The sequence below is a fragment of the Streptomyces sp. NPDC015220 genome (assembly GCF_043079345.1).
Taxonomy (GTDB): Bacteria; Actinomycetota; Actinomycetes; order Streptomycetales; family Streptomycetaceae; genus Streptomyces.
Map to the genome: position 1 here is coordinate 415,903 of NZ_JBIBUK010000004.1, position 23,881 is coordinate 439,783.

Annotated in this window: 18 protein-coding genes and 3 pseudogenes; 14 read left to right on the plus strand and 7 right to left on the minus strand. The window is 74.4% G+C overall.

Annotation, left to right across the window (positions count from 1 at the left end; all coding sequences use genetic code 11):
* Positions 1-40: 40 nt before the first annotated feature.
* Together ACF061_RS13325 and ACF061_RS13330 are read left to right on the plus strand one after the other, a co-directional pair.
* The gene (locus tag ACF061_RS13325; protein WP_392266963.1) at positions 41-670 is read left to right on the plus strand and encodes a hypothetical protein; all 630 of its coding nucleotides are present in this window, start codon (positions 41-43) and stop codon (positions 668-670) included.
* Between the two features lie 239 nt (positions 671-909).
* A complete protein-coding gene (locus ACF061_RS13330; protein ID WP_392267051.1) occupies positions 910-1,236 on the plus strand; it encodes a hypothetical protein in 327 nt (108 codons plus the stop codon).
* A gap of 225 nt (positions 1,237-1,461) precedes the next feature.
* On the opposite strand, the pseudogene ACF061_RS13335 reads toward ACF061_RS13330, so the two are convergent.
* Positions 1,462-2,151, minus strand: a pseudogene (locus ACF061_RS13335) (UbiA family prenyltransferase); the annotation flags it as partial.
* A 328-nt stretch (positions 2,152-2,479) separates the two neighbouring features.
* Here ACF061_RS13335 and ACF061_RS13340 point away from each other — a divergent pair.
* The 3 genes from ACF061_RS13340 to ACF061_RS13350 are packed head-to-tail and all read left to right on the plus strand — an operon-like array spanning position 2,480 to position 5,064.
* On the plus strand, positions 2,480-3,511 hold the full coding sequence (locus ACF061_RS13340) for a type III polyketide synthase (protein ID WP_392266964.1): 1,032 nt from the start codon (positions 2,480-2,482) through the stop codon (positions 3,509-3,511).
* Positions 3,512-3,520: 9 nt separating this feature from the next.
* Complete coding sequence (locus tag ACF061_RS13345; protein ID WP_392266965.1) at positions 3,521-4,036, plus strand: isoprenylcysteine carboxyl methyltransferase family protein; 516 nt, start codon at positions 3,521-3,523, stop codon at positions 4,034-4,036.
* On the plus strand, positions 4,033-5,064 hold the full coding sequence (locus ACF061_RS13350; protein ID WP_392266966.1) for an NAD(P)/FAD-dependent oxidoreductase: 1,032 nt from the start codon (positions 4,033-4,035) through the stop codon (positions 5,062-5,064). The genes ACF061_RS13345 and ACF061_RS13350 overlap by 4 nt, the downstream gene beginning before the upstream one ends.
* 22 nt (positions 5,065-5,086) lie before the next feature.
* Here ACF061_RS13350 and ACF061_RS13355 read toward each other — a convergent pair.
* A pseudogene (locus ACF061_RS13355) lies at positions 5,087-5,218 on the minus strand (osmotically inducible protein OsmC); the annotation flags it as partial.
* A 285-nt stretch (positions 5,219-5,503) separates the two neighbouring features.
* On the opposite strand from ACF061_RS13355, the gene ACF061_RS13360 reads away from it, so the two are divergent.
* Both ACF061_RS13360 and ACF061_RS13365 read left to right on the plus strand, forming a co-directional pair.
* On the plus strand, positions 5,504-6,562 hold the full coding sequence (locus ACF061_RS13360; RefSeq protein ID WP_392266967.1) for an alpha/beta fold hydrolase: 1,059 nt from the start codon (positions 5,504-5,506) through the stop codon (positions 6,560-6,562).
* 107 nt (positions 6,563-6,669) lie between these two features.
* Entirely contained in the window at positions 6,670-6,867 is a 198-nt protein-coding gene (locus ACF061_RS13365; protein WP_392266968.1) for a hypothetical protein, read from the plus strand.
* A gap of 156 nt (positions 6,868-7,023) precedes the next feature.
* Here ACF061_RS13365 and ACF061_RS13370 read toward each other — a convergent pair whose 3' ends face one another.
* The gene (locus tag ACF061_RS13370) at positions 7,024-7,434 is read right to left on the minus strand and encodes a RidA family protein (RefSeq protein ID WP_392266969.1); all 411 of its coding nucleotides are present in this window, start codon (positions 7,432-7,434) and stop codon (positions 7,024-7,026) included.
* A gap of 1,161 nt (positions 7,435-8,595) precedes the next feature.
* Here ACF061_RS13370 and abc-f point away from each other — a divergent pair.
* From abc-f to ACF061_RS13390, 4 genes are all read left to right on the plus strand, one after another.
* A complete protein-coding gene (gene abc-f, locus ACF061_RS13375) occupies positions 8,596-10,230 on the plus strand; it encodes a ribosomal protection-like ABC-F family protein (protein WP_392266970.1) in 1,635 nt (544 codons plus the stop codon).
* A 78-nt stretch (positions 10,231-10,308) separates the two neighbouring features.
* On the plus strand, positions 10,309-12,000 hold the full coding sequence (locus ACF061_RS13380) for an ABC-F family ATP-binding cassette domain-containing protein (protein ID WP_392266971.1): 1,692 nt from the start codon (positions 10,309-10,311) through the stop codon (positions 11,998-12,000).
* Between the two features lie 53 nt (positions 12,001-12,053).
* Positions 12,054-12,617 (plus strand): CGNR zinc finger domain-containing protein, encoded by a 564-nt coding sequence (locus tag ACF061_RS13385; RefSeq protein ID WP_392266972.1) that lies wholly within the window; start codon positions 12,054-12,056, stop codon positions 12,615-12,617.
* 382 nt (positions 12,618-12,999) lie between these two features.
* Positions 13,000-13,926: an FG-GAP repeat domain-containing protein gene (locus ACF061_RS13390; protein WP_392266973.1), complete on the plus strand. Its 927-nt coding sequence runs from the start codon at positions 13,000-13,002 to the stop codon at positions 13,924-13,926.
* A 124-nt stretch (positions 13,927-14,050) separates the two neighbouring features.
* On the opposite strand, the pseudogene ACF061_RS13395 reads toward ACF061_RS13390, so the two are convergent.
* A pseudogene (locus ACF061_RS13395) lies at positions 14,051-14,296 on the minus strand (MurR/RpiR family transcriptional regulator); the annotation flags it as partial.
* Between the two features lie 484 nt (positions 14,297-14,780).
* On the opposite strand from ACF061_RS13395, the gene ACF061_RS13400 reads away from it, so the two are divergent.
* From ACF061_RS13400 to ACF061_RS13410, 3 genes are all read left to right on the plus strand, one after another.
* Positions 14,781-15,668, plus strand: a complete 888-nt coding sequence (locus ACF061_RS13400) for an endonuclease/exonuclease/phosphatase family protein (protein WP_392266974.1) — start codon at positions 14,781-14,783, stop codon at positions 15,666-15,668.
* Between the two features lie 339 nt (positions 15,669-16,007).
* Positions 16,008-17,489 (plus strand): pyridoxal phosphate-dependent decarboxylase family protein, encoded by a 1,482-nt coding sequence (locus tag ACF061_RS13405; protein WP_392266975.1) that lies wholly within the window; start codon positions 16,008-16,010, stop codon positions 17,487-17,489.
* A 329-nt stretch (positions 17,490-17,818) separates the two neighbouring features.
* Positions 17,819-18,598 carry an SDR family NAD(P)-dependent oxidoreductase gene (locus ACF061_RS13410; protein ID WP_392266976.1) on the plus strand — a complete coding sequence of 260 codons (780 nt, stop codon included), beginning with the start codon at positions 17,819-17,821 and terminating at the stop codon, positions 18,596-18,598.
* A 196-nt stretch (positions 18,599-18,794) separates the two neighbouring features.
* On the opposite strand, the gene ACF061_RS13415 is transcribed toward ACF061_RS13410, so the two are convergent.
* From ACF061_RS13415 to ACF061_RS13425, 3 genes are all read right to left on the minus strand, one after another.
* Positions 18,795-21,185, minus strand: coding sequence for an ATP-binding cassette domain-containing protein (locus ACF061_RS13415; RefSeq protein ID WP_392266977.1), 2,391 nt, complete (start codon positions 21,183-21,185; stop codon positions 18,795-18,797).
* 462 nt (positions 21,186-21,647) lie between these two features.
* The gene (nadE, locus tag ACF061_RS13420; RefSeq protein WP_392266978.1) at positions 21,648-22,478 is read right to left on the minus strand and encodes an ammonia-dependent NAD(+) synthetase; all 831 of its coding nucleotides are present in this window, start codon (positions 22,476-22,478) and stop codon (positions 21,648-21,650) included.
* Between the two features lie 425 nt (positions 22,479-22,903).
* Entirely contained in the window at positions 22,904-23,665 is a 762-nt protein-coding gene (locus tag ACF061_RS13425) for an SDR family NAD(P)-dependent oxidoreductase (RefSeq protein ID WP_392266979.1), read from the minus strand.
* Positions 23,666-23,881 lie beyond the last annotated feature (216 nt).

Sequence of the window (23,881 nt, forward strand, 5' to 3'; positions counted from 1 at the left end):
GAACCATGAGTTGCGGAACCCCCACCCGAAGGAAGACCCGATGCCTCCCCCCTCTCGCGCTCACGCCCTCGCCCTGCGGCCTCCCGCCCTGGTCTCGGCCGTGCTGACCTGTACCGTCGTCGCCGGTGCGCTGGCCGGATGCGGCGGCAACGGCAGCAGCAGCTCCGAGACCACCCGGACACCTCCCGCGCCGAACACGGCGTCGTTCACCGGCACGCCGCCCTCCGCGCTGGCGTCCTCCGCGTCCGCCGCCATCTCCTCGGCCCGTGCCTCGGCCTCGGCGGCCGCCTCCTCGGCGTCGGCGCGTGCCTCCGAGTTCGAGGCCTCGGTGTCGGCCGAGTCGGCCCGCAGGTCGGCCGCGGCCGAGAAGGCGCTGAAGGACGTCAAGGGACGTGGGAACGCGCTCGGCGAGGTCGCCATGACCGGGCTGCCCAAAGCACAGACCGGAGGGGTGCTCGCCGTCCTGGTCACCATCACCAACAAGACCGACCGCAAGGCGTCCTACGCCGTGCGGGTCGACTTCGAGGACGCCGGTCACCACGTGGTCGAGACCAGGTACACCGGCGCCGAGAACCTGGAGGCGGGACAGAAGCAGCAGCCCATCGTGTTCAGCACCCGGCCGCCCGAGCAGAAGCTGACCGCCCGCCTGGCCAAGGCCGAGCGCTACTGAGCCCTCCGGAGCGCGCTTCGGCGCCCGGGAGCTCCGCACGCCGTCCCGACCGCCCGTCCGTTCCCGTGCGGTCCGGTCGCTCCACCCGTTCGACGGGGCGGCCGGGGCCGTGGTGGGCGGCGGCGCCCTCGGGCGGCGGCGGCCCGGCGGTGGGCGCCGGGTTTCTCCGCGGGTGTGTGAGGAGGAATGGCCCGGGGTAGGCGGCCCGACCTGTACAAGCCGAGCAAGGAGGCAGGATCATGAAGAAGCTGATGCGGCGCGCCGCGACCACGGGCGTCTCCGCCGCGATCGTCACGGGCGCGCTCCTCTCCGCCGGCGGCACCGCGGTGGCCGTTCCCTCCCAGGCGCCCGCACACACCACCGCGCGGACGCCGGTGAGCGGCGCGGTCCACCGCTTCTCGCCCCACCACGGCGCCGCCGCGCACCACCGCGCCGCCCACCGGCGCACCGACCCCTGGGTCGCGGGCCAGCTGGCGTGGTTCGAGCCCTCGGCGGCCAGGCGGGCCGCCGTCTACGACCCCTGGGTCAAGGACCAGATCGCGCTGTTCGCGCCGGCCACCCGGTGACGGCGGCGTCGTCGTCCCGACGACCGGCGCGGCAGCCGTCCACGGGGCGGACCGGGCGATCTCCGCGCCCTGGAACAGCAACTGTGCCACGGCCAGGCCGGCCACGACGATCGCCGCCCGGAAGGGCCGGCGGCCGCGGACGGCCGAGGGGACGGCGGTCCCCGAGACCGCGACGGCCGCGGCCGTCACCGCGAGTGCGCCGTGCCACGGCCCGAGCGCGCCGGGCGGCCCCATGACGAGCACCCCGACGGCGGACAGCATCACGAGCGGGGCCAGCCACCGGCAGGCGCCGCGGCCCAGCCGCTGCGGCAGCCCCCGCACCCCGGCGGCCAGGTCGTCCTCGATGTCCGGAAGCACGTTGACCAGGTGCGCGCCCACACCCAGCAACGCCCCGGACGCCACCGCCCACCAGGCGGGCCAGGACGGCGAGGGCAGGCCGAGGGTGACGAAGGCGGGCAGCGATCCGAATCCCACGGCGTAGGGCAGCGGCGAGAGCACCGTGCGCTTGAGCACCAGGTTGTACCCCCAGCCCGCGGCCACCATGCCCCCCAGGTGCGCCGCCGCCGCGGCGGCACCGCTGAGCAGGGACAACGGCACGCACACCGCCAGGGCCGTGCCCGCCGCGAGCGCCGCCGCGCGGGCCGGGAGCTCACCGGTGGCCACCGGTTTGTCGCGGCGCCCGCAGGCCGTGTCGCGACGCGCGTCGACCGCGTCGTTGCACCAGCCCACCGAGAGCTGGCCGGCCAGCACCGCCGCGGCCACCGCCGCCGAACCCGCCGGCCCGCGGCCCGCCGCCACGGCCAGTGCGGTCACGAACACCGTCACGGAGACGGCCGGCTCCAGGTGACAGGAGCGCAACAGCACCGGGAGACGGTGTGTCGCGGGCGGGAGGGCGTCGGGCGGGTGTAGAGACACAAAAGGAAGTTAATAGGGCACATGGGATGAGGAAGGCATTGTCGACATGCGTGTCCCCGAGGCCGTCGCCGGCGCTCCCGCCGCCCCCCTCACACCCACCGCGCCCAGCCCGCCCCCCGGGCCCGGCGAACCGCGCCCGGCGGTCCCGCCCTCCGGGCCCGCCGACCGCCCGAAGGTCCCGCCCGCCGGCCCGCGCCCGGCGCTCCCGGCCGGCCCGATCGGTCCCACGCCCCCGCCCGGCGGGCCCGCGCCGACGGCGCCGTCCGGCGCGCCCCGCCCGGTTCGCCCGCCGGCCGCGGCGAGCACGGTCGTCGCGGTCCGTACCGCGTTGCCGGCGCACCGGTACGCGCAGGACGACCTCACCGAGGCGATCGGCGACCTCTGCCTTGCCCCGGGGGCCGACCGCGCCGTGCTGCGTCGCCTGCACGCCTCGGCCGGCGTGCGCACCCGCCATCTCGCCCTGCCGATCGAGCGGTACGCCGGACTCGGCGACTTCGGGCGGAGCAACGACGCGTGGATGGCCGCCGGACTCGACCTCGGCGAGGAGGCCGTCGGCGGCGCGTTGCGGGCGGCGGGGCTGGAACCGGCCGACGTGGACCTGCTGGTGTGCACCTCCATCACCGGCATCGCCGCCCCCTCCCTGGACGCCCGGCTGGCCGGCCGGCTGGGGCTGCGGCCCGACGTCAAACGGCTCCCCGTCTTCGGCCTGGGCTGCGTGGCGGGCGCGGCCGGCCTCGCCCGGCTGCACGACTACCTGCGGGGGCACCCGTACGACACCGCCGTGCTGCTGAGCGTCGAGCTGTGCTCGCTGACGCTCCAGCGGCGCGACGACTCCCGCGCCAATCTGGTCGCCGGCGCGCTGTTCGGTGACGGCGCGGCGGCTCTCGTGGCACGCGGCCGCGGCGCCGGGCCGGGAGCGGCGGCGGGGCCCTCGGTGGTCGCCACCCGCAGCCGTCTGTACCCGGACACCGAACGGCTCCTCGGCTGGGACATCGGGGCCTGCGGTTTCCGCGTGGTGATCGACGCCGGCGTTCCGGACGTCGTGCGCGGCCACTTCGGCCGGCACCTGTCCGCCTTCCTGGCCGAGCACGGCCTCACCATCGCCGACATCGGGACCTGGGTGTGCCACCCGGGAGGCCCCAAGGTGCTGGCCGCCGTGGCCGACGCCCTCGACCTGCCCGGCGGCGCCCTGGACACGGCGCGGCACTCCCTGGCGACCGTGGGGAACATGTCCTCCGCCTCCGTGCTGCACATCCTGCAGACGGTCCGGGACACCTCGCGGCCCGAGCCCGGCACCTGGGGGCTCGTCCTGGCGATGGGCCCGGGTTTCTGTTCCGAACTCGTCCTGCTGCGCTGGTGAGTGGTCCTCATGCCGTACTACGTGCTGCTCGTCCTCGCCGTCGCCGCCGAACGCGCGGCCGAACTCGCCGTCGCCCGGCGCAACGGCGCCTGGACCCGGGCCCGGGCCGGGGTGGAACACGGCCGCGGGCACTACCCGGTCATGGTCGCGCTGCACACCGGTTTCCTCGTGTGCTGCCTGGCCGAACCCGTGCTCGCCCACCGGCCGTTCCTGCCCGCCCTGGGATGGCCCATGCTGGCGCTCGTCCTGCTGGCCCAGGCACTGCGCTGGTGGTGCGTCACCACGCTCGGCCCCTACTGGAACACCCGGGTCATCGTCGTCCCCGGAGCGCGTCTGGTCGGCGCCGGGCCGTACCGGTACCTGCGCCACCCCAACTACGTCGCCGTCGTGGTGGAGCTCGCCGCCCTGCCGCTGGTGCACTCCGCCTGGCTGAGCGCGGCGGTGTTCACCGCGGCCAACGCGGCGCTCCTCACGGTCCGCGTCCGCTGCGAGAACGTGGCCCTGGCCACGGTGGCGCCCGCGTGAGCGGCGGCCACGACCTGCTCATCGCCGGAGGCGGTCCGGCCGGGCTGGCGACCGCCCTGCACGCCGTGCGCGCCGGTCTCGACGTGGTGGTCGCCGAACCGCGCCGGGCGCCGGTCGACAAGGCGTGCGGCGAGGGCCTGATGCCCGGCGCCGTACGCGCCCTCGGCGCACTCGGCCTAACGGTCCCCGGCCGGCCGATCACCGGGATCCGCTACGTGCAGGGCGCCCGCCGGGTCCAGGCGGCGTTCCGGCACGGGCCCGGCCTCGGCGCCCGCCGCACCGGCCTGCACGACGCCCTGCACCGGGCCGTCGTGGCCGCGGGGGTCCCCGTACTGCCGGTGCGCGTGGGCGAGGTGCGCCAGGACGCGACGGGCGTGAGCGCGCCGGGTACGGGTCTGCGCGCCCGGTGGCTGGTCGCCGCGGACGGACTGCACTCGCCGGTGCGCCGCTTCCTCGGCCTGGAGGTGCGCGGCGGCGGCGCGCCCCGCTACGGGCTCCGCCGCCACTACGCGGTGCGGCCGTGGTCGTCGTACGTCGAGGTGCACTGGGGACCGTACGGGGAGGCCTACGTCACCCCCCTCGGCCCCGCGCTCGTCGGTGTGGCGCTGCTGACCGCCCGGCGGGCCCCCTTCGGCGCGCAGTTGGCGGCCTTCCCCGAGCTGACGGCCCGTCTCCCCGAGGCGGCCGCGGTGACCGCGGTGCGCGGTGCGGGGCCGCTGCGCCAGCGCTCGCGCACCCGCCGTCACGGGCGGGTGCTGCTGGTCGGCGACGCGGCGGGCTACGTCGACGCGCTGACCGGCGAGGGCGTCTCCCTCGCGCTCAGCGGCGCCGAGGCGCTGGTCCGCAACATCCGCCGCGGCACGCCCGCCCGCTACGAGGGCGACTGGCGCCGAGCGACCCGCCGCCACCGGCTGCTGACGGAGTCGCTGGTGCGGGCCCGGCAGCGTCCCGTGCTCGGGCCGCTCATCGTGCCCACCGCCGCGCGTCTGCCCCGCCTGTTCGCGGCGGCGGTCGACGCGCTGGCCTGAGCCGGCCCGGCGGGCGGCGGACTCAGGCGGCGGTGACCGGGATGTTGCCGCGGGTGGCCTTGGAGTAGGGGCAGATCCGGTGCGCGGCGTCGGCGAGTTCCCGCGCGGTGTCCTGGTCGACGCCGCCGAGGGTGGGCCTCAGGGCGGCGGAGAGGTGACATCGCGATCGCACCATTCGTCACCTGTCAAGGAGGTGACATTGGGCTGGCGGAGCATGCGCCGCACCACCGCCCGATCGGGCACGGAAGCCATTCGTCACCTGTTTGACAGGTGACGAATGGCGTGCGACAGTCATCTCGCGATCGAACCGCGGTGATGTCACGCACAAGCCGCTTCGGCCTCTCAGCACCAGGCGTTCCCGGCACCGACGAGCCGCTCCAGGGCTCGGTCTCCCTGCGACCGCAGGCCGGCCACCGACACGCACGACGGAGGACTTCACATGATCGACAGGCGTACCTTCGGCAAGGCCATGGGTCTGGGGACGGGCGCCGCAGCGGCCTCGCTGATCGGCCTGCCGGGCGCCCCGGCCGCCTCGGCCGCACCGCGCACGGGAGCCACGGCGCCGGCCGGGCCGGCCGGCGCCCCCGGCGCGCGCACCTCCTTCGCCCGGCTGAAGCAGGTCGAGGCCGGCCTGCTGGACGTCGGTTACGCCGAGGCGGGCCCCCGGCACGGCCCCGTGGTCATCTGCCTGCACGGCTGGCCCTACGACATCCACAGCTTCGTCGACGTCGCCCCGCTGCTGGCGGCGCGGGGCTACCGCGTGATCGTCCCCTACCTGCGCGGCCACGGCACGACGCGCTTCCTGTCCCCCCGCACCTTCCGCAACGCCCAGCAGTCCGCGGTCGCCCTCGACATCGTCGCCCTGATGGACGCCCTGAAGATCGACGAGGCGGTCCTCGCCGGCTTCGACTGGGGCTCGCGCACGGCCGACGTCATCGCGGCCCTCTGGCCGGAGCGGGTCAGGGCGCTGGTGTCGGTGAGCGGATACCTCGTCACCGACGTCGAGGCGCAGCAGCGCCCGCTGGCTCCCCAGGCCGAGTACGCCTGGTGGTACCAGTACTACTTCGCCACCGAACGGGGCCGGCTCGCCATGGAGGACCGGACCAGGCGGAACGAGCTGTGCCGGCTGGTGTGGGAGACCGTCTCGCCGACCTGGGAGTTCGACGACGCCACCTTCGAGCGCACGGCCGCGGCCTTCGACAACCCCGACTACGCCGCCATCGTGATCCACAACTACCGCTGGCGGCTCGGCCTCGCCGACGGCGAGCGGCGCTACGACCGCCACGAGGAGCGGCTCGCCGCACGGCCGTCCATCGCGGTCCCCACCGTCGTCCTCGACGCCGAACGCGACCCCTTCACCGCGCCGGACGACAGTTCCTACCGGGACAGGTTCACCGGCGCCTACCGGCACCACACGCTCAAGGGCATCGGTCACGACCTGCCGCAGGAGGCCCCGGCGGCCTTCGCCGGGGCCGTCGTCGAGGCCGACCGCCTCTGACCCGGCGCCGGCCCCCGGCCGGTCGCTCCCGCCCCCGGTCCCGCCACCCGACTTCCAGTGCCGCACCACGACGGAGCCGTCCGTCACGGACGAAACGGAGCTCGACGATGGACATCGACATCACCACGGACACCGCGGCCGCCTCGGCCCGCCACGCCCGGTTCGGCAGACTGCCCGAGCGCATCCCCTGCACGGACATGGTCGAGGAGAAGCCGGCCGGCCCCAGGAATCCCGCGGGCGGCGGATACGACCCCGAGGGCGCGTGGATGAACTACTCCTGCCTGGCCGCGGACCTCGGCCTGTAGAGCCTGCCGCGGACCTCGGCCCGTGGGGCCCCGCGGCCCGCGCCGACCCGACCGGCACCGCCGTTCCCGCCCCGGCGGCCGTACGCGACTGCCCGACCGGACACCTCCGGTCCGGCCCGCGTCCGGCCGCCGGGGCGCGTCGCGCGTCCGCGGGTCTCAGGAATCCAGCACGGCCGCGACGGCCTCGATCTCGACGAGCTGGTCGTGGTAGCCGAGCACCGTGACGCCCATCAGCGTGCTCGGGACGTCATGGTCGGCGAACGAGTCCCGGACCACCTGCCAGGCGGCCACCAGGTCCTGCTGCCGGGCCGACGCGACCAGGACCCTGGTGCTGATGACGTCCTGGAGCGTGGCGCCCGCGGCGGCGAGCGCGGTCCGCATGTTCTCGACGGCCTTCGCCGCCTGGCCGGCGTAGTCGCCGATCGCCGCCGTGGAGCCGTCGTCGTTCAACGGACACGCGCCGGCGAGGAAGACCAGACGTGCCTCGGCGGGCGCCGTGGCGGCGTAGGCGTACTCGGCGACATCGGACAGGGATGCGGCGCGGATGAGGGTGACGGCGCGAGCCATGGTCGTCGGGTCCTTTCCCATCGGTGTGCCGGGCCTTCTCACCGGGTGTGCCGGGCCCGTGCGACGAGTGTGCCGGGCCCGTGTCCCGGATGTGTCCGGGTCCATGTCCCGGGTGTGCCCGGGTCCGCCCGTGCGCCGGGTGGCGCCCGTGCGTCGGGTGGCGGGCGTGGACATCCTGTCAGCAGACCCCGGCCGCCCGCCCTTTTTCCCGAGAGCCCGTCACACCGCCTATCGCTGGGCCGTCACACCGTCCTTCCCAGGGCCGTCACGCCGCCTTTCCCATGGCGGTCATGCCGCCCTTCCCCGGGGCGTCACAACAGCTCCCGCAGCCGCCGCGGCGACGCCGGGACGCTTCCGCCACCGGCGTCCGGCCCTCCGAGCCGGTGTGTCGCCCGGCCCGGGCCTGTCCGGCCCGGATCGGATCGGGTCTGATCAGGTCGGCGGGTCGATTCAGGGCGGTCCGGCCCGGGAACGCCTCGACCCTCGCCGTGGAGGCGCGGGTCGGGACCTCGTCGCGGAGGCCGGGCGGCAGGGCGGCCCGGGCTCGAACGGAGGGCGCGTCGCATGACGTGCCTTTCGTGGAGTGGGTGGAGGACAGGCGGTGGTGACACATGTGCGGGTACCGCCGCCGGGCGGAGCGAACAGGACGGGAGGGCCCGCAAGGGCACGGCCTCCGTCCCTCGTCCCGGGCGCACCGTCCCCGAAGCTGCGTGCCCGCGCTCACTCAGGGGGTGTTCCCATCCTCGACCTGCATCACCGGTTAGAACGGTGACGATGCTCGCACGGCCTCGTTCGGGCCGTCAAGCGAGCCGGGTGGCACGGTGGTTGACGGCGCGCTCCCCGGCGAAGCGGGGCCGGCTCGTGGGCGGTCGGCGCCGTTCGCGGCGTTTGCCCGCCCCCGCGTCACCGTCAGGATCCGACCGGCTCCACACCGTCGCCTGTTATACTGGCGGGAATCCGATCTTTCTCGTCGAGGAGTTGCAGACATGGCGGGTGACGACGACATCTCCGGGTGATACCCGGACCCGACCGGCCACCGGCCGGCGCTGAGCAGCGCCGCCGTCGTGGCCTCGTGGTCGTCCTCACTTTCCCGCCTTCCCCCTGTCTGCCACCGGGGCAGAGGTGTCTTTCCTGCCCCCTTCCTCACGTGAGGTCCATCCCGTGTCCGACGCGTCCGTCGTCTGCTCGAACCTGTCCTTCTCCTGGCCCGACGACACCCCGGTGTTCCAGGACCTGTCCTTCACCGTCGGCACCGGCCGTACCGGGCTCGTCGCGCCCAACGGCTCCGGCAAGAGCACCCTGCTCAGGCTGATCGCCGGTGAACTGCGGCCCGGCGCCGGGTCGGTGTCCGTGGCCGGCCCGCTCGGTCACCTGCCGCAGACCCTCCCCCTGACCGGCGACCTCACCGTGGCCGAGGTGCTGGGCGTGGCCGAGGTGATCCGCGCCCTGGACGCCGTCGAGTCCGGCGACGTGAGCGAGGAGCACTTCACGACCATCGGCGACGACTGGGACATCGAGGAACGCACCCGCGCCCAGCTGGACCGCCTCGGCCTGGCCGGCCTCGCCCTGGACCGCAGTCTGAGCACCCTCAGCGGCGGCCAGATCGTCTCCCTGGGGCTGGCGGCGCAGTTGCTGAAGCGCCCCGAGGTACTGCTGCTCGACGAGCCCACGAACAACCTCGACCTCGACGCCCGGCGGGGGCTCTACGGCGCGCTGGAGGACTTCACCGGCTGCCTGCTCCTGGTGAGCCACGACCGGGCCCTGCTCGACCGCATGGACCGCATCGCCGAACTCGACCGCGGTGAACTGCGCTTCTACGGGGGCAACTTCACCGAGTACGAGGAGGCCGTGCGGGCCGAGCGGGAGACGGCGGAGAAGAACATCCGCAACGCCGAGCAGGAACTGAAGCGGGAGAAGCGGGAGATGCAGCAGGCCCGCGAGCGCGCCGAGCGCCGGGCGAGCAACGCCGCCCGCAACCTGAAGAACGCCGGACTGCCCCGGATCTTCGCCGGCACCATGAAGCGGGGCGCGCAGGAGGCCGCGGGCCGGGCGGGCCAGACGCACGCCAACCGGGTCAGCGAGGCCAGGGCCCGGCTCGACGAGGCGGAGCGCTCGCTGCGCGAGGAGCAGCGCATCACGCTGGACCTGCCGGACACCGACGTGCCCGCCGGACGCACCCTCTTCCTCGGCGAGAACCTCCGGGTCCGCCTCGGCGAGAAGGACGTGTTCACCGGCCAGGGCGTCGACCTCACCGTCCGGGGCCCGGAGCGCATCGCGCTGACCGGGCCCAACGGCGCCGGGAAGAGCACACTGCTGCGCCTGCTGCGCGGCGACCTGGAGCCCGCGAGCGGCAGGATCAGGCGGGCCGACGGGCGCATCGCCCACCTCTCCCAGCGCCTCGACCTGCTGGACCTCGACCGGACGGTCGCCGAGAACTTCGCCGCGTACGCCCCGGACCGCCCGGAGGCCGAGCGGATGAACCTGCTCGCCCGCTTCCTCTTCCGGGGCGCCCGCGCCCACCTCCCCGTCGGGGCTCTCTCCGGCGGCGAGCGGCTGCGCGCCACCCTGGCCTGCGTGCTGTGCGCCGAACCGGCCCCGCACCTGCTGCTCCTGGACGAGCCGACGAACAACCTCGACCTGGTCGGCGTGGGCCAGCTGGAAGGCGCCCTGAACTCCTACCGCGGGGCCTTCGTGGTGGTCAGCCACGACGAACGGTTCCTGCGCGGGATCGGCGTGAACCGGTGGCTGCGGCTGGCCGGCGGCGAGCTGACGGAGACGGGGGCGCCCGAGGTGTGAGCCGCCGGCGTGCCGACCTGGCCCGCGTCCGAGGCGTACCGCCCGGCGGGCCGCCGAACACGTCGAACGGACCCGCACATGTCCCAGCCCGCACTGCTCGCCCATGACCTCGTCCGCACCCTCGGTGACCGGCGGGTGCTCGACGGCGTCAGCCTGACCGCCTCCCCGGGCCACCGCATCGGTCTGATCGGGGAGAACGGCGTCGGCAAGTCGACGCTGCTGCGCCTGCTCGCCGGGACGGACCAGCCGGACTCGGGCAGCGTCACCCGCCCGCCCGACCTGGGCTTCCTCCAGCAGGAGACGCCCTACGAGACCGAGGCGACGATCGCCGGCGTGCTCGACGACGCCCTGCGCGAGGCCCGGGAGGACCTGGCCGAGCTCGACCGCCTCACCGAGCACCTGGCGCGCACCCCGCAGGACGCCCCCGAGCACGCCGAACTGCTCGACGCCTACGGCGGGCGGCTGGAGCGGGCCCAGGACCGGGAGTCCTGGGACGCCGACCGGCGTGCAGCGCTGGTGCTCGACGGTCTCGGCCTCGGCGCGTTGCCGCACGACCGGACGCTCGGGTCGCTGTCCGGCGGGCAGCGCGGCCGGCTGGCGCTGGCCGCGCTGCTGGTCCGGCGGCCCGCCGCCCTGCTGCTGGACGAACCGACCAACCACCTCGACGACGACGCCGCCGCCTTCGTCGAGGAGCAGGTGCGCGGCCTGCCCGGGGCGGTCGTGGTGGCCAGCCACGACCGAGCCTTCCTCGACGCCGTCTGCACGGACCTGATCGACCTCGATCCCGCGCCGGAGGGTCCCGTCCGCTACGGCGGCGACTACAGCGCCTACCTGACCGAGAAGCGCGCCGAGCGGGAACGCTGGGAGCGGCGCTGGGCCGAGGAGCAGGAGGAGCTCACGGCGCTGCGCCGCTCGGCCGGGGTCACCGCGCGCCGCGTCGCACCGGACCGGGGCCCGCGCGACAACGAGAAGATGGGCTACGGGCACCGCGCCGGCCGGGTGCAGAGCCAGATCTCCCGGCGGGTGCGCAACGCCACCCGCCGGCTGGCGGAGCTGGAGCGCACCCGGGTCGCCGAGCCGCCGCGGCCGCTGCGTTTCGAGGGCGCGGCGCTCGCGGCGCCGGCCGGGGAGGGCGACGGTCCGCTGGTCTCCCTGCGCGGTGTGCGGGTGCCCGGCCGGCTCACGCTGGACGGCGTGGAGGTGTCCCCGACCGACCGTCTGCTGGTCACCGGTGGCAACGGCGCCGGGAAGTCGACGCTGCTCGCCGTGCTGGCCGGACGGATCACACCCGAGGGCCGGGTACGGCGCAGGCGCGGGCTGACCGTGGGACTGCTCGCGCAGGACACCGTCTTCGACCGCCCGGAGCGGGCCGTACGGGACATCTACGAGCTGTCGCTGGGCGCCGAACGGGCCGAGGCGGTGCCGCTGGACTCGCTGGGCCTGATGCACGGGGCAGACCTGGACAAGCCGGTCGGGCACCTGTCGGTGGGGCAGCGCCGGCGGCTCGCGCTGGCCCTCCTGGTGGCGCGTCCTCCGCACCTGCTGCTGCTCGACGAGCCCACCAACCATCTGTCGCCGCGCCTGTGCGACGAGCTGGAGGCGGCGCTGGGCACCGGCCCCGGCGCGATCGTGCTGGCCAGCCACGACCGCTGGCTGCGGGCGCGCTGGCCGGGCCGCGAGCTGCGGCTGCGGGTCGGCGGCGGGGAGGTGGCCGCGGGCGCCGCCGGCCACGCCCCCGCGGCCGGCCCGCCGGGGCCGCCTGAACACTGATCGAACCGGTGACGGACCTTGCCGGGACCCCTGTCACCTGTCAGAATGGTGATGTGAATCTTGACCATGTCTTCGTCTGCGGGAATCCGGCGCTGGACTTCGCCGCGACCCTGCGCGCGCGCCGCACCCGGCGGTTCGAGATGTTCGCGACCCCCGACCGGCTGGACGCCTGGTACCTGGAGTCCAAGGTCGTCGACGCGGTCACCCCGAGCGGGCGGGGCGACGTCGAGGAGGCGACGGCCGTACGGGAGGCCCTCTACCTGCTGATCACCGCACGACGCCTCGGGGAGGAGTACGACCCCGCGGCGCTGGACCTGGTGAACGCCACGGCGCGCGGGCCCGCCGCGGTGCCGCAGCTCACCCGGGAGGGACGCCGGACGGAGGCGACGCCGGCCGAGGCGCTGTCCACCGTGGCGCGGCAGGCAGTCGAGCTGCTCAGCGGGCCGGACGTGCCACTGCTCAAGGAGTGCGGCAACCCCGAGTGCACCCGCGTCTACATCGACCGCTCCCGCGGCATGCGACGGCAGTGGTGCGGGATGGAGTCCTGCGGCAACCGGATCAAGGCGGCCGCCTACCGCGCCCGCAAGAAGAACGCGCCCGCCGCGACGGCGAGCTGACCGGACCTCGGCCTCGAACGGCCGGATGACGGGGCCGGCGGCCGCGGGCCGGACGTGATCATTGCGCCGGCGCCCACCGATGGGCCAGGCTGTGCACGTGCGCCGGGCCCGGCAGCCCGCACGCCGGCCCCGGGGGGCGGCCACGTGGGGGCCGGCCCCAGCCGCCCGTTCGCACGGAGATCGACCGCCCGTCACGGTGACTTCCGAAATGGTTGTACGGCGCATGTTGCACTTCTGTCCCACTTCTGTACCGCTTCTTCTGCGGTCGGGGAATCTGGTTGACGTGTAAAGGACAGGTGTAAAGGATCAACGGGTATCCCCGGATCCTGTTGGGCCGCACTGCGGCCCGTGATCCGTGACTCATGACAACTGGAGGACAAACGTGGCCAAAAGCTCCGGCCTGAACACGCGTCGTACGATGGCGCGCGTCACGGCTGCGGCGCTCACCGCCGCTCTGGTGGCGACCGGCACGAGTGCCGCCTTCGCCGCCGACGCTCCCGCACGCTCCGCGTCGAAGGCCACCGTCGCCGCCAAGCCGGCGCCCGCCGCGAAGTCCGGCATCCGGGCCTCGGTCGACGCCCAGATCAACGACCTGCGGGGTGTGGACAGCAAGGGCACCATGTGGTCGTACTGGCCCGACCTCAAGGGAGGCCTGGACCCCCGCGTCGAGGCCGGCTCGGGCTGGCAGAACACCGCCTTCATCACGCAGGCGGACCAGAACGCCGACGGCTTCTCGGACGGCGTCTGGGACGTCACCGGCGGCAAGCTGTCCTGGACGAAGTACGACTCCGACACCAACCTGCTCGTCGGCAGCGGCTGGGGCATCTACAACCGCGTCCTCTCGGCCGGCAACCTCGGCGGCGCCGCCGCCGACGACCTGCTGGCCCGGGACGGCTCCGGCGTGCTGTGGCTGTACCTCGGCTACGGCACCGGCAAGCTGACCACGCGTTACAAGGTCGGCAGCGGCTGGAACATCTACAACGAGATCGCCGGCAAGGGCGACCTCAACGGCGACGGCAAGGACGACATCGTCGCCCGGGACACCTCGGGCGTGCTGTGGCTCTACAAGGGCACCGGCAACTACAAGGCCCCGTTCGCGTCCCGCACCCGTATCGGCGGCGGCTGGAACACCTACAACAAGCTGGTCTCCGTCGGTGACATCGACCTCGACGGGATCACCGACCTGGTCGCCCGCGACACGAGCGGCGCGCTGTGGCTCTACAAGGGCACCGGCAACGGCTCCGCCCCGTTCGCGCCCCGCGTGAAGATCGGCAACAGCGGCTGGAACACCTACCGCCTCATGTTCTGATCCGGGCTCACCGCCTTCACCGAAGGCGACCGGAGACGGGCCGCTCCCTCGGGAGCGGCCCGTTTCGCGTCCCCGGCCCGCCCCGGAAGGTGGTTCCGCCGGGACGGGCCGCCGTCGGACCGCCTCAATCCTCGGACGCCGGCGTCGAGGGCGGACGGCGGGTGCCGCGGCCATGGATGGCGCCCCACGTTCCGCTGATGGCCTCGGTGGCGTGGTCGTAGGAACGCTGTGCGACTCCCACGAACAGGCAGTCCACGAGCGCCAGTTGGGCAATCCGGCTGGCGGTCGCCCCGGACCGGTAGGGCGTCTCGTGGGCGCGGGTGGTCAGCAGCAGGTCGGCGCACCCGGCGATCGGGGAGCGCGCGAAGTTGAGTCGACGGCTCCGCGACCCGGGCCGGGTCCGCGAGTACCGCCTCGGCCACCCGTGCGGCGACCGGCCATGTCAAAAAGTAACGCGAAGCGGCGGCAGGGGTGTTACTTGTTGACAGCCACCGCGGGCTGTTCCGATACTCGACACCTCACCAAGGCACCGGCCTCCCGTGCACCGGTGTCCTGTGCACCGACGTCCCGTGTGCCGGCCCCCTCCCGCCGACTGCCCGCCGCGCCCCGTCCCGCCCTCGCCGCCCCGAGCCCAGCCGCCCCGCCGACGCCCCTCCTCCGCCGACGCCTTCCGGTCAGGGGCAAGTCCTCGTGCGCCGCCTCGATCCCGTCGTGCTCGTCGCCCGTCCGATCGCGATCGCCCGGCCCGGCCCGCGCCCGTCCGGACGGCGGGGACCCACGCGGGAGTGCTTCGCCGGCGAGGGCCGCCGGATGCCCTGGCGGACCGCGCCGTCGTCCCACCTCTGGAGGTTCGTGTGACACGCAGAAACCGACCGTCCGCATACCGGGCGCTGGCCGCCGGGGTGCTCGCCGCCGCGGTGACGCTCGGCGCGGCTTCACCCGGCGCGGCCTCGGCCCACCGGCCGCCCGCCGGACGGCAGGCGCCCCCCGCGGTGCCCCTGCGGGTGGCCACCTACAACATCCACGCCGGAGCCGGTGAGGACGGCGTCCTCGACCTCGCCCGCACCGCGCGGGCGATCGGGGACCTGCACGCCGACGTGATCGGGCTCCAGGAGGTCGACGTGCACTGGGGCGAGCGCAGCGGCTTCACCGACGAGGCCCGCGACCTGGCCGAACGGCTGCACATGCGGGTCTTCTTCGCACCGATCTACGACCTGCCGCCGGCTACGGGGCACACGGAGCGGCGGCGGTTCGGCGTCGCGGTCCTGAGCCGCCACCCGGTGGTGAGCGCCGAGAACCACTGGATCACCCGGCTGTCCACCCAGGCGGCCGACCCGGTACCGGAGCCGGCGCCGGGCTTCGCCGAGGTGACGGTGCGGGTCCGGGGCGCCTCGGTGCACGTCTACTCGACCCACCTGGACTACCGCGCCGACTCGTCGATCCGGCGGGCCCAGGTCGACGACATGCTGAAGGTGCTGGCCGCGGACTCCGGACCCAGGATCCTGGTCGGCGACTTCAACGCCGAACCGGGTGCGCCGGAGCTGGCGAAGCTGTGGGGCCCGCTGGCCGACGCCGCCCCGGACGGCGGCCGGACCTATCCGGCGCTCGACCCGGTCAAGCGCATCGACGTGGTGGCCGTCTCCCCCGAGGTCACCGTCACCGGTGCCCGCGAGGCGGAGACCACGGCGTCGGACCACCGCCCCGTCGTCACCGACCTGCTGGTCCGGCGGCGCCCCTCCTGACCGGCCCCGGCGGTCCCGGGACGGCGCACCGCACGGCTCGCCGTCCCCGCCGCCGGGCGGAGGGACGGACGCCCGCCCGGCGTGGCACGTCGGTAACCCGCGGCACCGGCACCGGCACCGGCACCGGCACCGGGACGATTACGCCGTCCGCCACTCCCCCGGTCCGCGACCCTCAACTACTGTGGCGACACTGACTACGGTGGCACCACCAACTGCACTGACTTTTGAGGTGAGTTGCCGACGGACGACCGCGCTCGTCGCGCACCGCCCGCCGGTGCCGCCACGCTCCACCACCGCTCCCGTCCGGCCCCGCGCACGCACAGGAAGTAGACACCCGGGATGTCCCCTGAACCCGCCTCCTCGCCCGCCGCGCTGCCGACGGGCCGCCCTGCCGACGAACTGCTGGCCGAGCTGCGCGGCCTGCGCGCGGGTGACGCCCCGACCCGGGGCGGCCGTACCTTCGCCTACGTCTACGACCCTGGGCTGCCCGGCCTGGACGACCTGGCCGCCGCCGCGTACGGCACGTACGCGACCGTCAACGGCCTGGACCCCACGGTCTTCCCGAGCGTGGCACGGCTGGAGAACGACCTGGTGGGCGCGGTGGCGGCGGTGCTGGGGACGCCGGGCGCGCAAGGCACCTTCACCAGTGGCGGCACGGAGTCGATCCTGCTGGCGGTGAAGACCGCCCGCGATCACGCCCGTGCCGTCCGGGGCGTCACCCGCCCCCAGTTGGTGCTGCCGTCGACGGCGCACGCGGCCTTCCACAAGGCGGCCCACTACCTGGGCGTGGAGCCGGTGGTGGTGCCGGTCGACCCGGTGAGCTTCCGGGCCGTGGTACCGGCCGTCGAGGCGGCGCTGACCGACCGGACCGCCCTGGTGGTCGCGTCCGCTCCGTCCTACGCGCACGGGGTGATGGACCCGGTGGCCGGCATCGCGGCGACGGCCGCCACGCACGGGGTGCTGTGCCATGTCGACGCCTGCATAGGCGGCTGGTTCCTGCCGTTCCTGCACCGCACGGGCCGGGAGGTGGAGCCGTTCGACCTCTCGGTGCCGGGGGTGACGTCCCTCTCGGTGGACCTGCACAAGTACGGGTACGCCGACAAGGGCGCCTCGGTGGTGCTCTACCGGGACGCCGAGCTGCGCCGTCACCAGTACTTCGCGCACGCCGGCTGGCCCGGCTACCCGGTGGTCAACCCGACGGCCCAGGGCACCAAGTCCGCCGGGCTGCTGGCGCAGGCCTGGGCGGTGCTGCGGCACATCGGCGAGGACGGCTACACGGAACTGGCCCGCCGGGTCGCGGACGCCGCCGGCCGGCTGGTCCCCGCCCTGCGCGCCGTGCCCGGTCTGCGGGTGCTGGGGGAACCGGCGGGCAGTCTGGTGGCGTTCACCGTGACCGGAGCGGACGGCGCTCCGGACCTCGGCCTGGTCCTGCACCTCGCGGACGAAATGCGCGAGCGCGGCTGGTACCTCCAGCCGCAGCTCTCCTCCGGACCGCTCCCGCCGAACCTGCACCTGACGCTGACTCCGGCGACGGGCGACCGCGTGGACGCGCTGCTGGCCGATCTGGCCGAGGCCCTGAAGGCGGCCCGGGCGAGCGAACCGGTGGCGCCGGAACCGGAGTTGGCCGCCTTCGCGGCCGGGCTGGATCCCGACACCCTCGGCTCGGAGGAGGTCGCCGCGGTGCTGGCCTTCGCCGGACTCGGCGGCGACGGCCCGTTGCCCACGCGGATGGCTCCGGTGCTGGTGCTGCTGGACGCGCTGCCGGTGCGGCTGAAGGAGCGGCTGCTGGCGGAGTTCGTCGGTTCGCTGTTCCGGATCTGACGGCCGGGCCCCGGGCCCGGGGGCGAGACACGGCCCTCGTCGCCGGGGACGAGACACGGCGCCCTGGCCCGGGGACGAGACACGGCGCCCAGGTCCAGGAACGAGACACGACGCGCGGGTCCGGGGTCGAGACACGACGCGCGGGTCCAGGAACGAGACACGACGCGCGCGCGGCAGCGCACGGGGACTGCGGCGACGGCGCACGGGGACGGCAGCGAAGGTGCCGGGGGACCGCGGCGATGGCGCACGGGGGCGGGCACGCCCGGCCGCGTGCCGGGGCGACACCGGCCCGGGGCCCTCTCCCTGAGTGATCCAACTACGCTGCGGGCATGACCTCGCGGACGTATCTCTCCGAACTGTTCTCGCTGGACGGCCTGGTCGCCGTGGTGACCGGTGGCAGCTCCGGCATCGGCCGGGCCATCGCCGGGGCCCTGGCGCGGGCCGGGGCGAGCGTCGTGGTGGTGGCCCGCACGGAGGCCCGACTGGCCGCGACCGTCGACGAGTTGGCGGCCGACGGCTGCCGGGCGGCCTGGGTCAGCGCCGATCTCGGCACCCGCGACGGCGTTCGGACGGCGGCCGAGGAGGCGGCGGCGGTGTTCGGCGAGCCGGACATCCTCGTCAACTGCGCCGGCGTCAACCTGAGGCCGCCGATGGGCGAACTGGGCGAGGACGTGTGGGACACCACCATGGCGGTGAACCTGGAGGCGCCCTTCCTGCTGGGGCAGAGGTTCGGGCCCGGCATGGCCGAGCGGGGCTTCGGCCGGATCATCCACGTCACCTCCCAGCAGGCGCACCGGGCCTTCGTGCAGAGCGGCGCCTACGGCGTCTCCAAGGGGGCGCTGGAGTCGCTGGCCCGCTCCCAGGCCGAGGCCTGGTCACCGCACGGCGTCACCTGCAACACCCTGGTGCCGGGCTTCGTGATGACGCCGCTCAACGCGCGGCTCTCGTCCGACGCCGAGAAGGTGGCGGCGCTGGCCGCGCGCACGCTGACCGGGCGCAACGGGCTGGCCGAGGACTTCGCGGGCGCCGCCGTCTTCCTCGCCGGCCGCGCCTCCGCCTACGTCACCGGGCAGTCGGTCTTCGTCGACGGCGGGTTCTCCGTCCACTGACCGGCCACCATGGCCCGGGCGGGGCGCGGCGCGGGCTCGTCGCACGCCGGACGGTCCCCCTGCCCTCCCGCCCTCCCCTCCGGCGGCCGCACGGCGACCGGAGCGAGGAGCGGCAAGGGCAGTGGGTGCGGTCCCGCGCTGGGACGGGCGGGCCGGGTGTGCTCGCTCGTCCCCGCGGTGCCGGCGAGGAGCCCGGTCAGGCGCCGACGTAGGCGGCGAGGTGCTCGCCGGTGAGGGTGGAGCGGGCGGCGACGAGGTCGGCGGGGGTGCCCTCGAAGACGATCCGGCCGCCGTCGTGACCGGCGCCGGGGCCCAGATCGATGATCCAGTCGGCGTGCGCCATCACCGCCTGGTGGTGCTCGACGACGATGACCGACTTGCCCGAGTCGACGAGCCGGTCGAGCAGGCCGAGCAACTGCTCGACGTCGGCCAGGTGCAGGCCGGCGGTCGGCTCGTCGAGGACGTAGACGCCGCCCTTCTCCGCCATGTGCGTGGCCAGCTTGAGCCGCTGCCGCTCGCCGCCGGACAGCGTGGTGAGCGGCTGGCCGAGGCTGAGGTAGCCGAGTCCGACGTCGGCGAGCCGGCCGAGGACACGGTGCGCTGCCGGTGTGCGGGCCTCGCCGGCGCCGAAGAACTCCTCGGCCTCGGTCACCGACATCGCGAGCACCTCGCTGATGTCGCGGCCGCCCAGACGGTACTCCAGCACCGACGCATCGAAGCGCCTGCCCTCGCACTCCTCGCAGGTGGTGGCGACGCCGGCCATCATGGCGAGGTCGGTGTAGACGACGCCGACGCCGTTGCAGCCGGGACAGGCGCCCTCGGAGTTGGCGCTGAACAGTGCCGGCTTCACGCCGTTGGCCTTGGCGAACGCCTTGCGGATGGGGTCGAGCAGTCCGGTGTACGTCGCCGGGTTGCTCCGCCGGGAGCCGCGAATGGGGCTCTGGTCGATCGACACCACACCCGCGCCGGCGGGGACCGAGCCGTGCACGAGCGAGCTCTTGCCGGAGCCGGCGACGCCGGTGACGACGGCGAGCACGCCGAGCGGGATGTCGACGTCGACGTCGCGCAGGTTGTGCGCCGTCGCGCCGCGGATCTCCAGCGTGCCGGTGCGTTCGCGCACCGTCCTCTTCAGGGCGGCACGGTCGTCGAAGTGGCGGCCGGTGAGGGTGCCGCCGGTCCGCAGCCCCTCGACGGAGCCCTCGAAGCACACCGTGCCGCCCGCCGTGCCGGCGCCGGGCCCGAGGTCGACGACATGGTCGGCGATCGCGATGACCTCCGGCTTGTGCTCCACGACGAGCACGGTGTTGCCCTTGTCGCGCAGCCGCAGCAGCAGGTCGTTCATCCGCTGGATGTCGTGCGGGTGCAGGCCCGTGGTCGGCTCGTCGAAGACGTACGTGGTGTCGGTGAGGGAGGAGCCGAGGTGCCGGATCATCCGGACGCGCTGCGCCTCGCCGCCCGACAGCGTGCCCGCGGGCCGGTCCAGGGAGAGGTAGCCGAGGCCGATCTCCACGAACGAGTCGAGGGTCTGCCGCAGGGTGGTGAGCAGTGGCGCCACCGAGGGCTCGTCGAGACCGCCGACCCACGCTGCCAGATCGCTGATCTGCATGGCGCAGGCGTCGGCGATGCTGATCCCGCCGATCCGCGACGACCGGGCGCCCTCGCTCAGCCTGGTGCCGCCGCATTCGGGGCAGGCGGTGAAGGTGACCGCGCGGTCCACGAAGTCCCGGATGTGCGGCTGCATCGCCTCGCGGTCCTTGGAGAGCATCGACTTCTGGATCCGGGGGACGAGCCCCTCGTACGTCATGTTGATGCCCGCGATCTTCATCCTGGTCGGCTCGCGGTGCAGGAAGTCCTGCAACTCCCCCTCGGTGTACTCCCGGATCGGCTTGTCCGGGTCGACCAGGCCCGACTCGCTGTAGAGCCGGTGGTTCCAGCCGCCCGACTTGTAGCCGGGGACGCCGAGCGCGCCCTCGTTGAGCGACTTGCTCTCGTCGTAGAGCTGGGTGAGGTCGATGTCGGTGACGGTGCCCCGGCCCTCGCAGCGCGGGCACATGCCTCCGGTGATGCTGAAGCTGCTGCGCTCCTTCACGGTCTGCCCACCGCGCTCCAGGGTGACCGCCCCCGCGCCGCTGATCGAGGGGACGTTGAAGGAGAAGGCCTTGGGCGAGCCGATGTGCGGCTGTCCGAGGCGGCTGAAGAGGATGCGCAGCATCGCGTTGGCGTCGGTGGCGGTGCCGACCGTGGACCGGGGATCGGCGCCCATCCGCTGCTGGTCCACGATGATCGCGGTGGTCAGGCCGTCGAGCACGTCGACGTCGGGCCGGGCCAGGGTCGGCATGAAGCCCTGCACGAAGGCGCTGTAGGTCTCGTTGATCAGCCGCTGCGACTCCGCGGCGATCGTGCCGAACACCAGGGAGCTCTTGCCCGACCCGGAGACCCCGGTGAACACGGTCAGCCGGCGCTTCGGGATCTCGATGCTGACGTCCCTGAGGTTGTTCACCCGGGCGCCGTGCACACGGATCGCGTCATGGCTGTCGGCGATGTGCGGCACGGACGACTCCGGGTCCGTCCTCGTGGCCAAGCTCATCGTGTCTCCATCCGTCGGGCGGGACCGCCTTCACGGTCTCCGCGGGCGTCGCCCGCCAGACCTTACTGACCGGCCCCGGACAGTACGTCCGGTTTTCCCCGCCCGGGACGGCGCCCGCACCGGTCCGTCCCCGCGACCGGCGGGATCGGCCGGATCTCGGGGATCGGCGCGGCCGGGTCCGTCCGCCCCGCGGCGCCGGAGACGCATGGTGTGGGCCGGGGCCGCCGGACCGCGGGACCCCGGGGTTCAAGGCGCGGGACCCCGGGGTTCAAGGCGCGGAACCCCGGAACGCGGACCGGCCCGGGACGGTCACGCTGGGGGCCGTCCTGAGCCGGTCCGCCGTGGGCCGTCGCAGGTCTCCGGGTGGCGGCTCCCGGCCGTCGTGCGCGGGACCGACGTGGGTCGCCGTCGGCCCGGCCCAGGAAGCCCGGCCGAGGGCGGCCGGCTCGGTGAGTGATCGGCTCAGGGAGCGATCGGCAGCTGTCGCTTGTGCTCGGTGAGCCGGTAGCGGCGGACGATGGCCTCGTAGGCGGCCTCGCCGACCGGCTCGCCCTCCAGGAAGTCGTCGATGTCGTCGTAGGTGACGCCGAGCGCCTCCTCGTCGGGCAGGCCCGGCTTCAGGGTCTCCAGGTCCGCGGTCGGAACCTTGCCGACCAGCTCGGCGGGCGCGCCCAGGGCCTGCGCCACGGCCCGCACGCGCCGCTTGGTGAGGCCGGTGAGCGGCACCACGTCGGCCGCGCCGTCGCCGAACTTGGTGAAGAAGCCGGAGACCGCCTCGGCGGCGTGGTCGGTGCCCACGACCAGGCCGTCGTGGGCGCCCGCCACCGCGTACTGGGCGATCATGCGCTGCCGGGCCTTGATGTTGCCGTGCACGAAGTCCTGGTGGTGGGCGTCACGGAAGACCGTGTCGCCGGCCAGCACCGCCTCCAGCGCGGCGTCACTGGCCGGCTTCACGTCGACGGTCAGCACCTGGTCGGGCCGGATGAAGTCCAGCGCCAGCCGCGCGTCCTTCTCGTCCGCCTGGACCCCGTAGGGCAGCCGCATCGCGAAGAAGGTCGCCTCCTGGCCGGCGGCACGGACCCGCTCGACCGCGAGCTGGCACAGCCGGCCGGCGGTGGTGGAGTCCACGCCGCCGCTGATGCCCAGCACCAGCGAGCGCAGGCCCGTGGACGTCAGCCGGTCGGCGAGGAAGGCCACCCGGCGCTCGATCTCCTGCTCCGCCTCGAAGGCCTCGCTCACCTGGAGATCGCGGGCGATCTCCTGCTGCAGGGTCATGGACGCCAGGTCGGTCACGGTTGCTCCTCGGTCGGGCTCGTGGTCAGGGTCGGCACGCGCGGCCGGCCGGGGCCGCGGGCACTCCGGTGCGGGGTGCCCATGATGTGCGGGCGGACACGGCCGCCAGGAAATGTTAGAAGGAGCGGGCCGCCGCCCGGTCCGCGGGGGCGGTCCGGAGGCCGGCGGCGCTCCGAACACGCACCCGACGTGAGCACGGCCGGTCGCCGCGGACGCCGGCGGTCCCGGACCTCCTCCCCTCGCCCGCGGCCGTCGGTCGGGCGGCGGCTTCGGCCCTTCTCCCCCGCCCTCGGCCGCCGGCCAGGGGGTGGCCACTGACTTCCTCCCCTCGCCCCGGTCGGGCGGCGGTCCCGGACCTCCTCCCCCGCCCTCGGCCGCCGGTCGGGCGGCGGCTTCGGACCTCCTCCCCCGCCCTCGGCCGCCGGTCAGGCGGTGGCGCCGCCGTCGATCACGTGGTCGTGGCCGACGACGTAGCTGGACTCGTCCGACGCCAGCCACAGGACGGCGTTGGCGACCTCCTGCGGGTCGGCCACCCGACCCAGCGGCACGGCCGAGGCCACCCGGGCGTCACGCTGCTCGCGAGTCTCGCCCGAGCGGTAGGACATCGGGGTGTCGATCGGGCCGGGGCTGATCGCGTTGATGCGCACGCCCCGCTCGATGTACTCCAGCGCGGCGCTGCGGGTCAGGAAGCTGACGCCGGCCTTGGAGGTCGAGTAGGCGCTCATGCCGGCCAATCGCCAGTGGGCTCCCAGGTTGGAGCCGGTGTTGACGATGACGCCGCCGCCGTTGGCCGCCATGTGCGCGGTCTCGTGCTTGAGGGCCAGGAAGACACCCGTGAGGTTCACGGCGAGCACCCTGTTCCACACCTCCTCGTCGTGCTCGCCGACCGGCGTGCCGCCGTCGAGGACGCCCGCGTTGTTGAAGGCGACGTGCAGGCCGCCGTGGCGGGCGACGGTGGTGTCCACCATCGTCCGCACGCTCTCGGAACTGGTGACGTCGACGGTGACGGCGGAGGCCGTGCCGCCCTCGGCCCCGATCAGCCCGACCGTCTCGTGGAGGCGGCTCTCGTCGCGGCCGGCCGCGACGACGGTCGCGCCCTCCCGGGCGAAGGACAGTGCCGCCGCCCTGCCCAGCACACCACCGGCCCCGGTGACGAGCACCACCTTGCCGGTGAAACGTGCACTCATGACGAACTCCCTCTTTCCATAGCGGTGCTGTGGGCCCGAAGGGAAGCGCGAAGGCCGTCCCGGGCAGCGCCGTGGGAGGCGGCGCCGGGTGGGCCGCCCACAGAGAACGGGTCGATATTTGAACGATCGGTCTGGTCACTGGACGGAAGAGCTGCCTGTCCCGTCAATGGACGCTAGCACCACTTGGAACGAGCGGTCTAGATTTTTCTGGTGAGG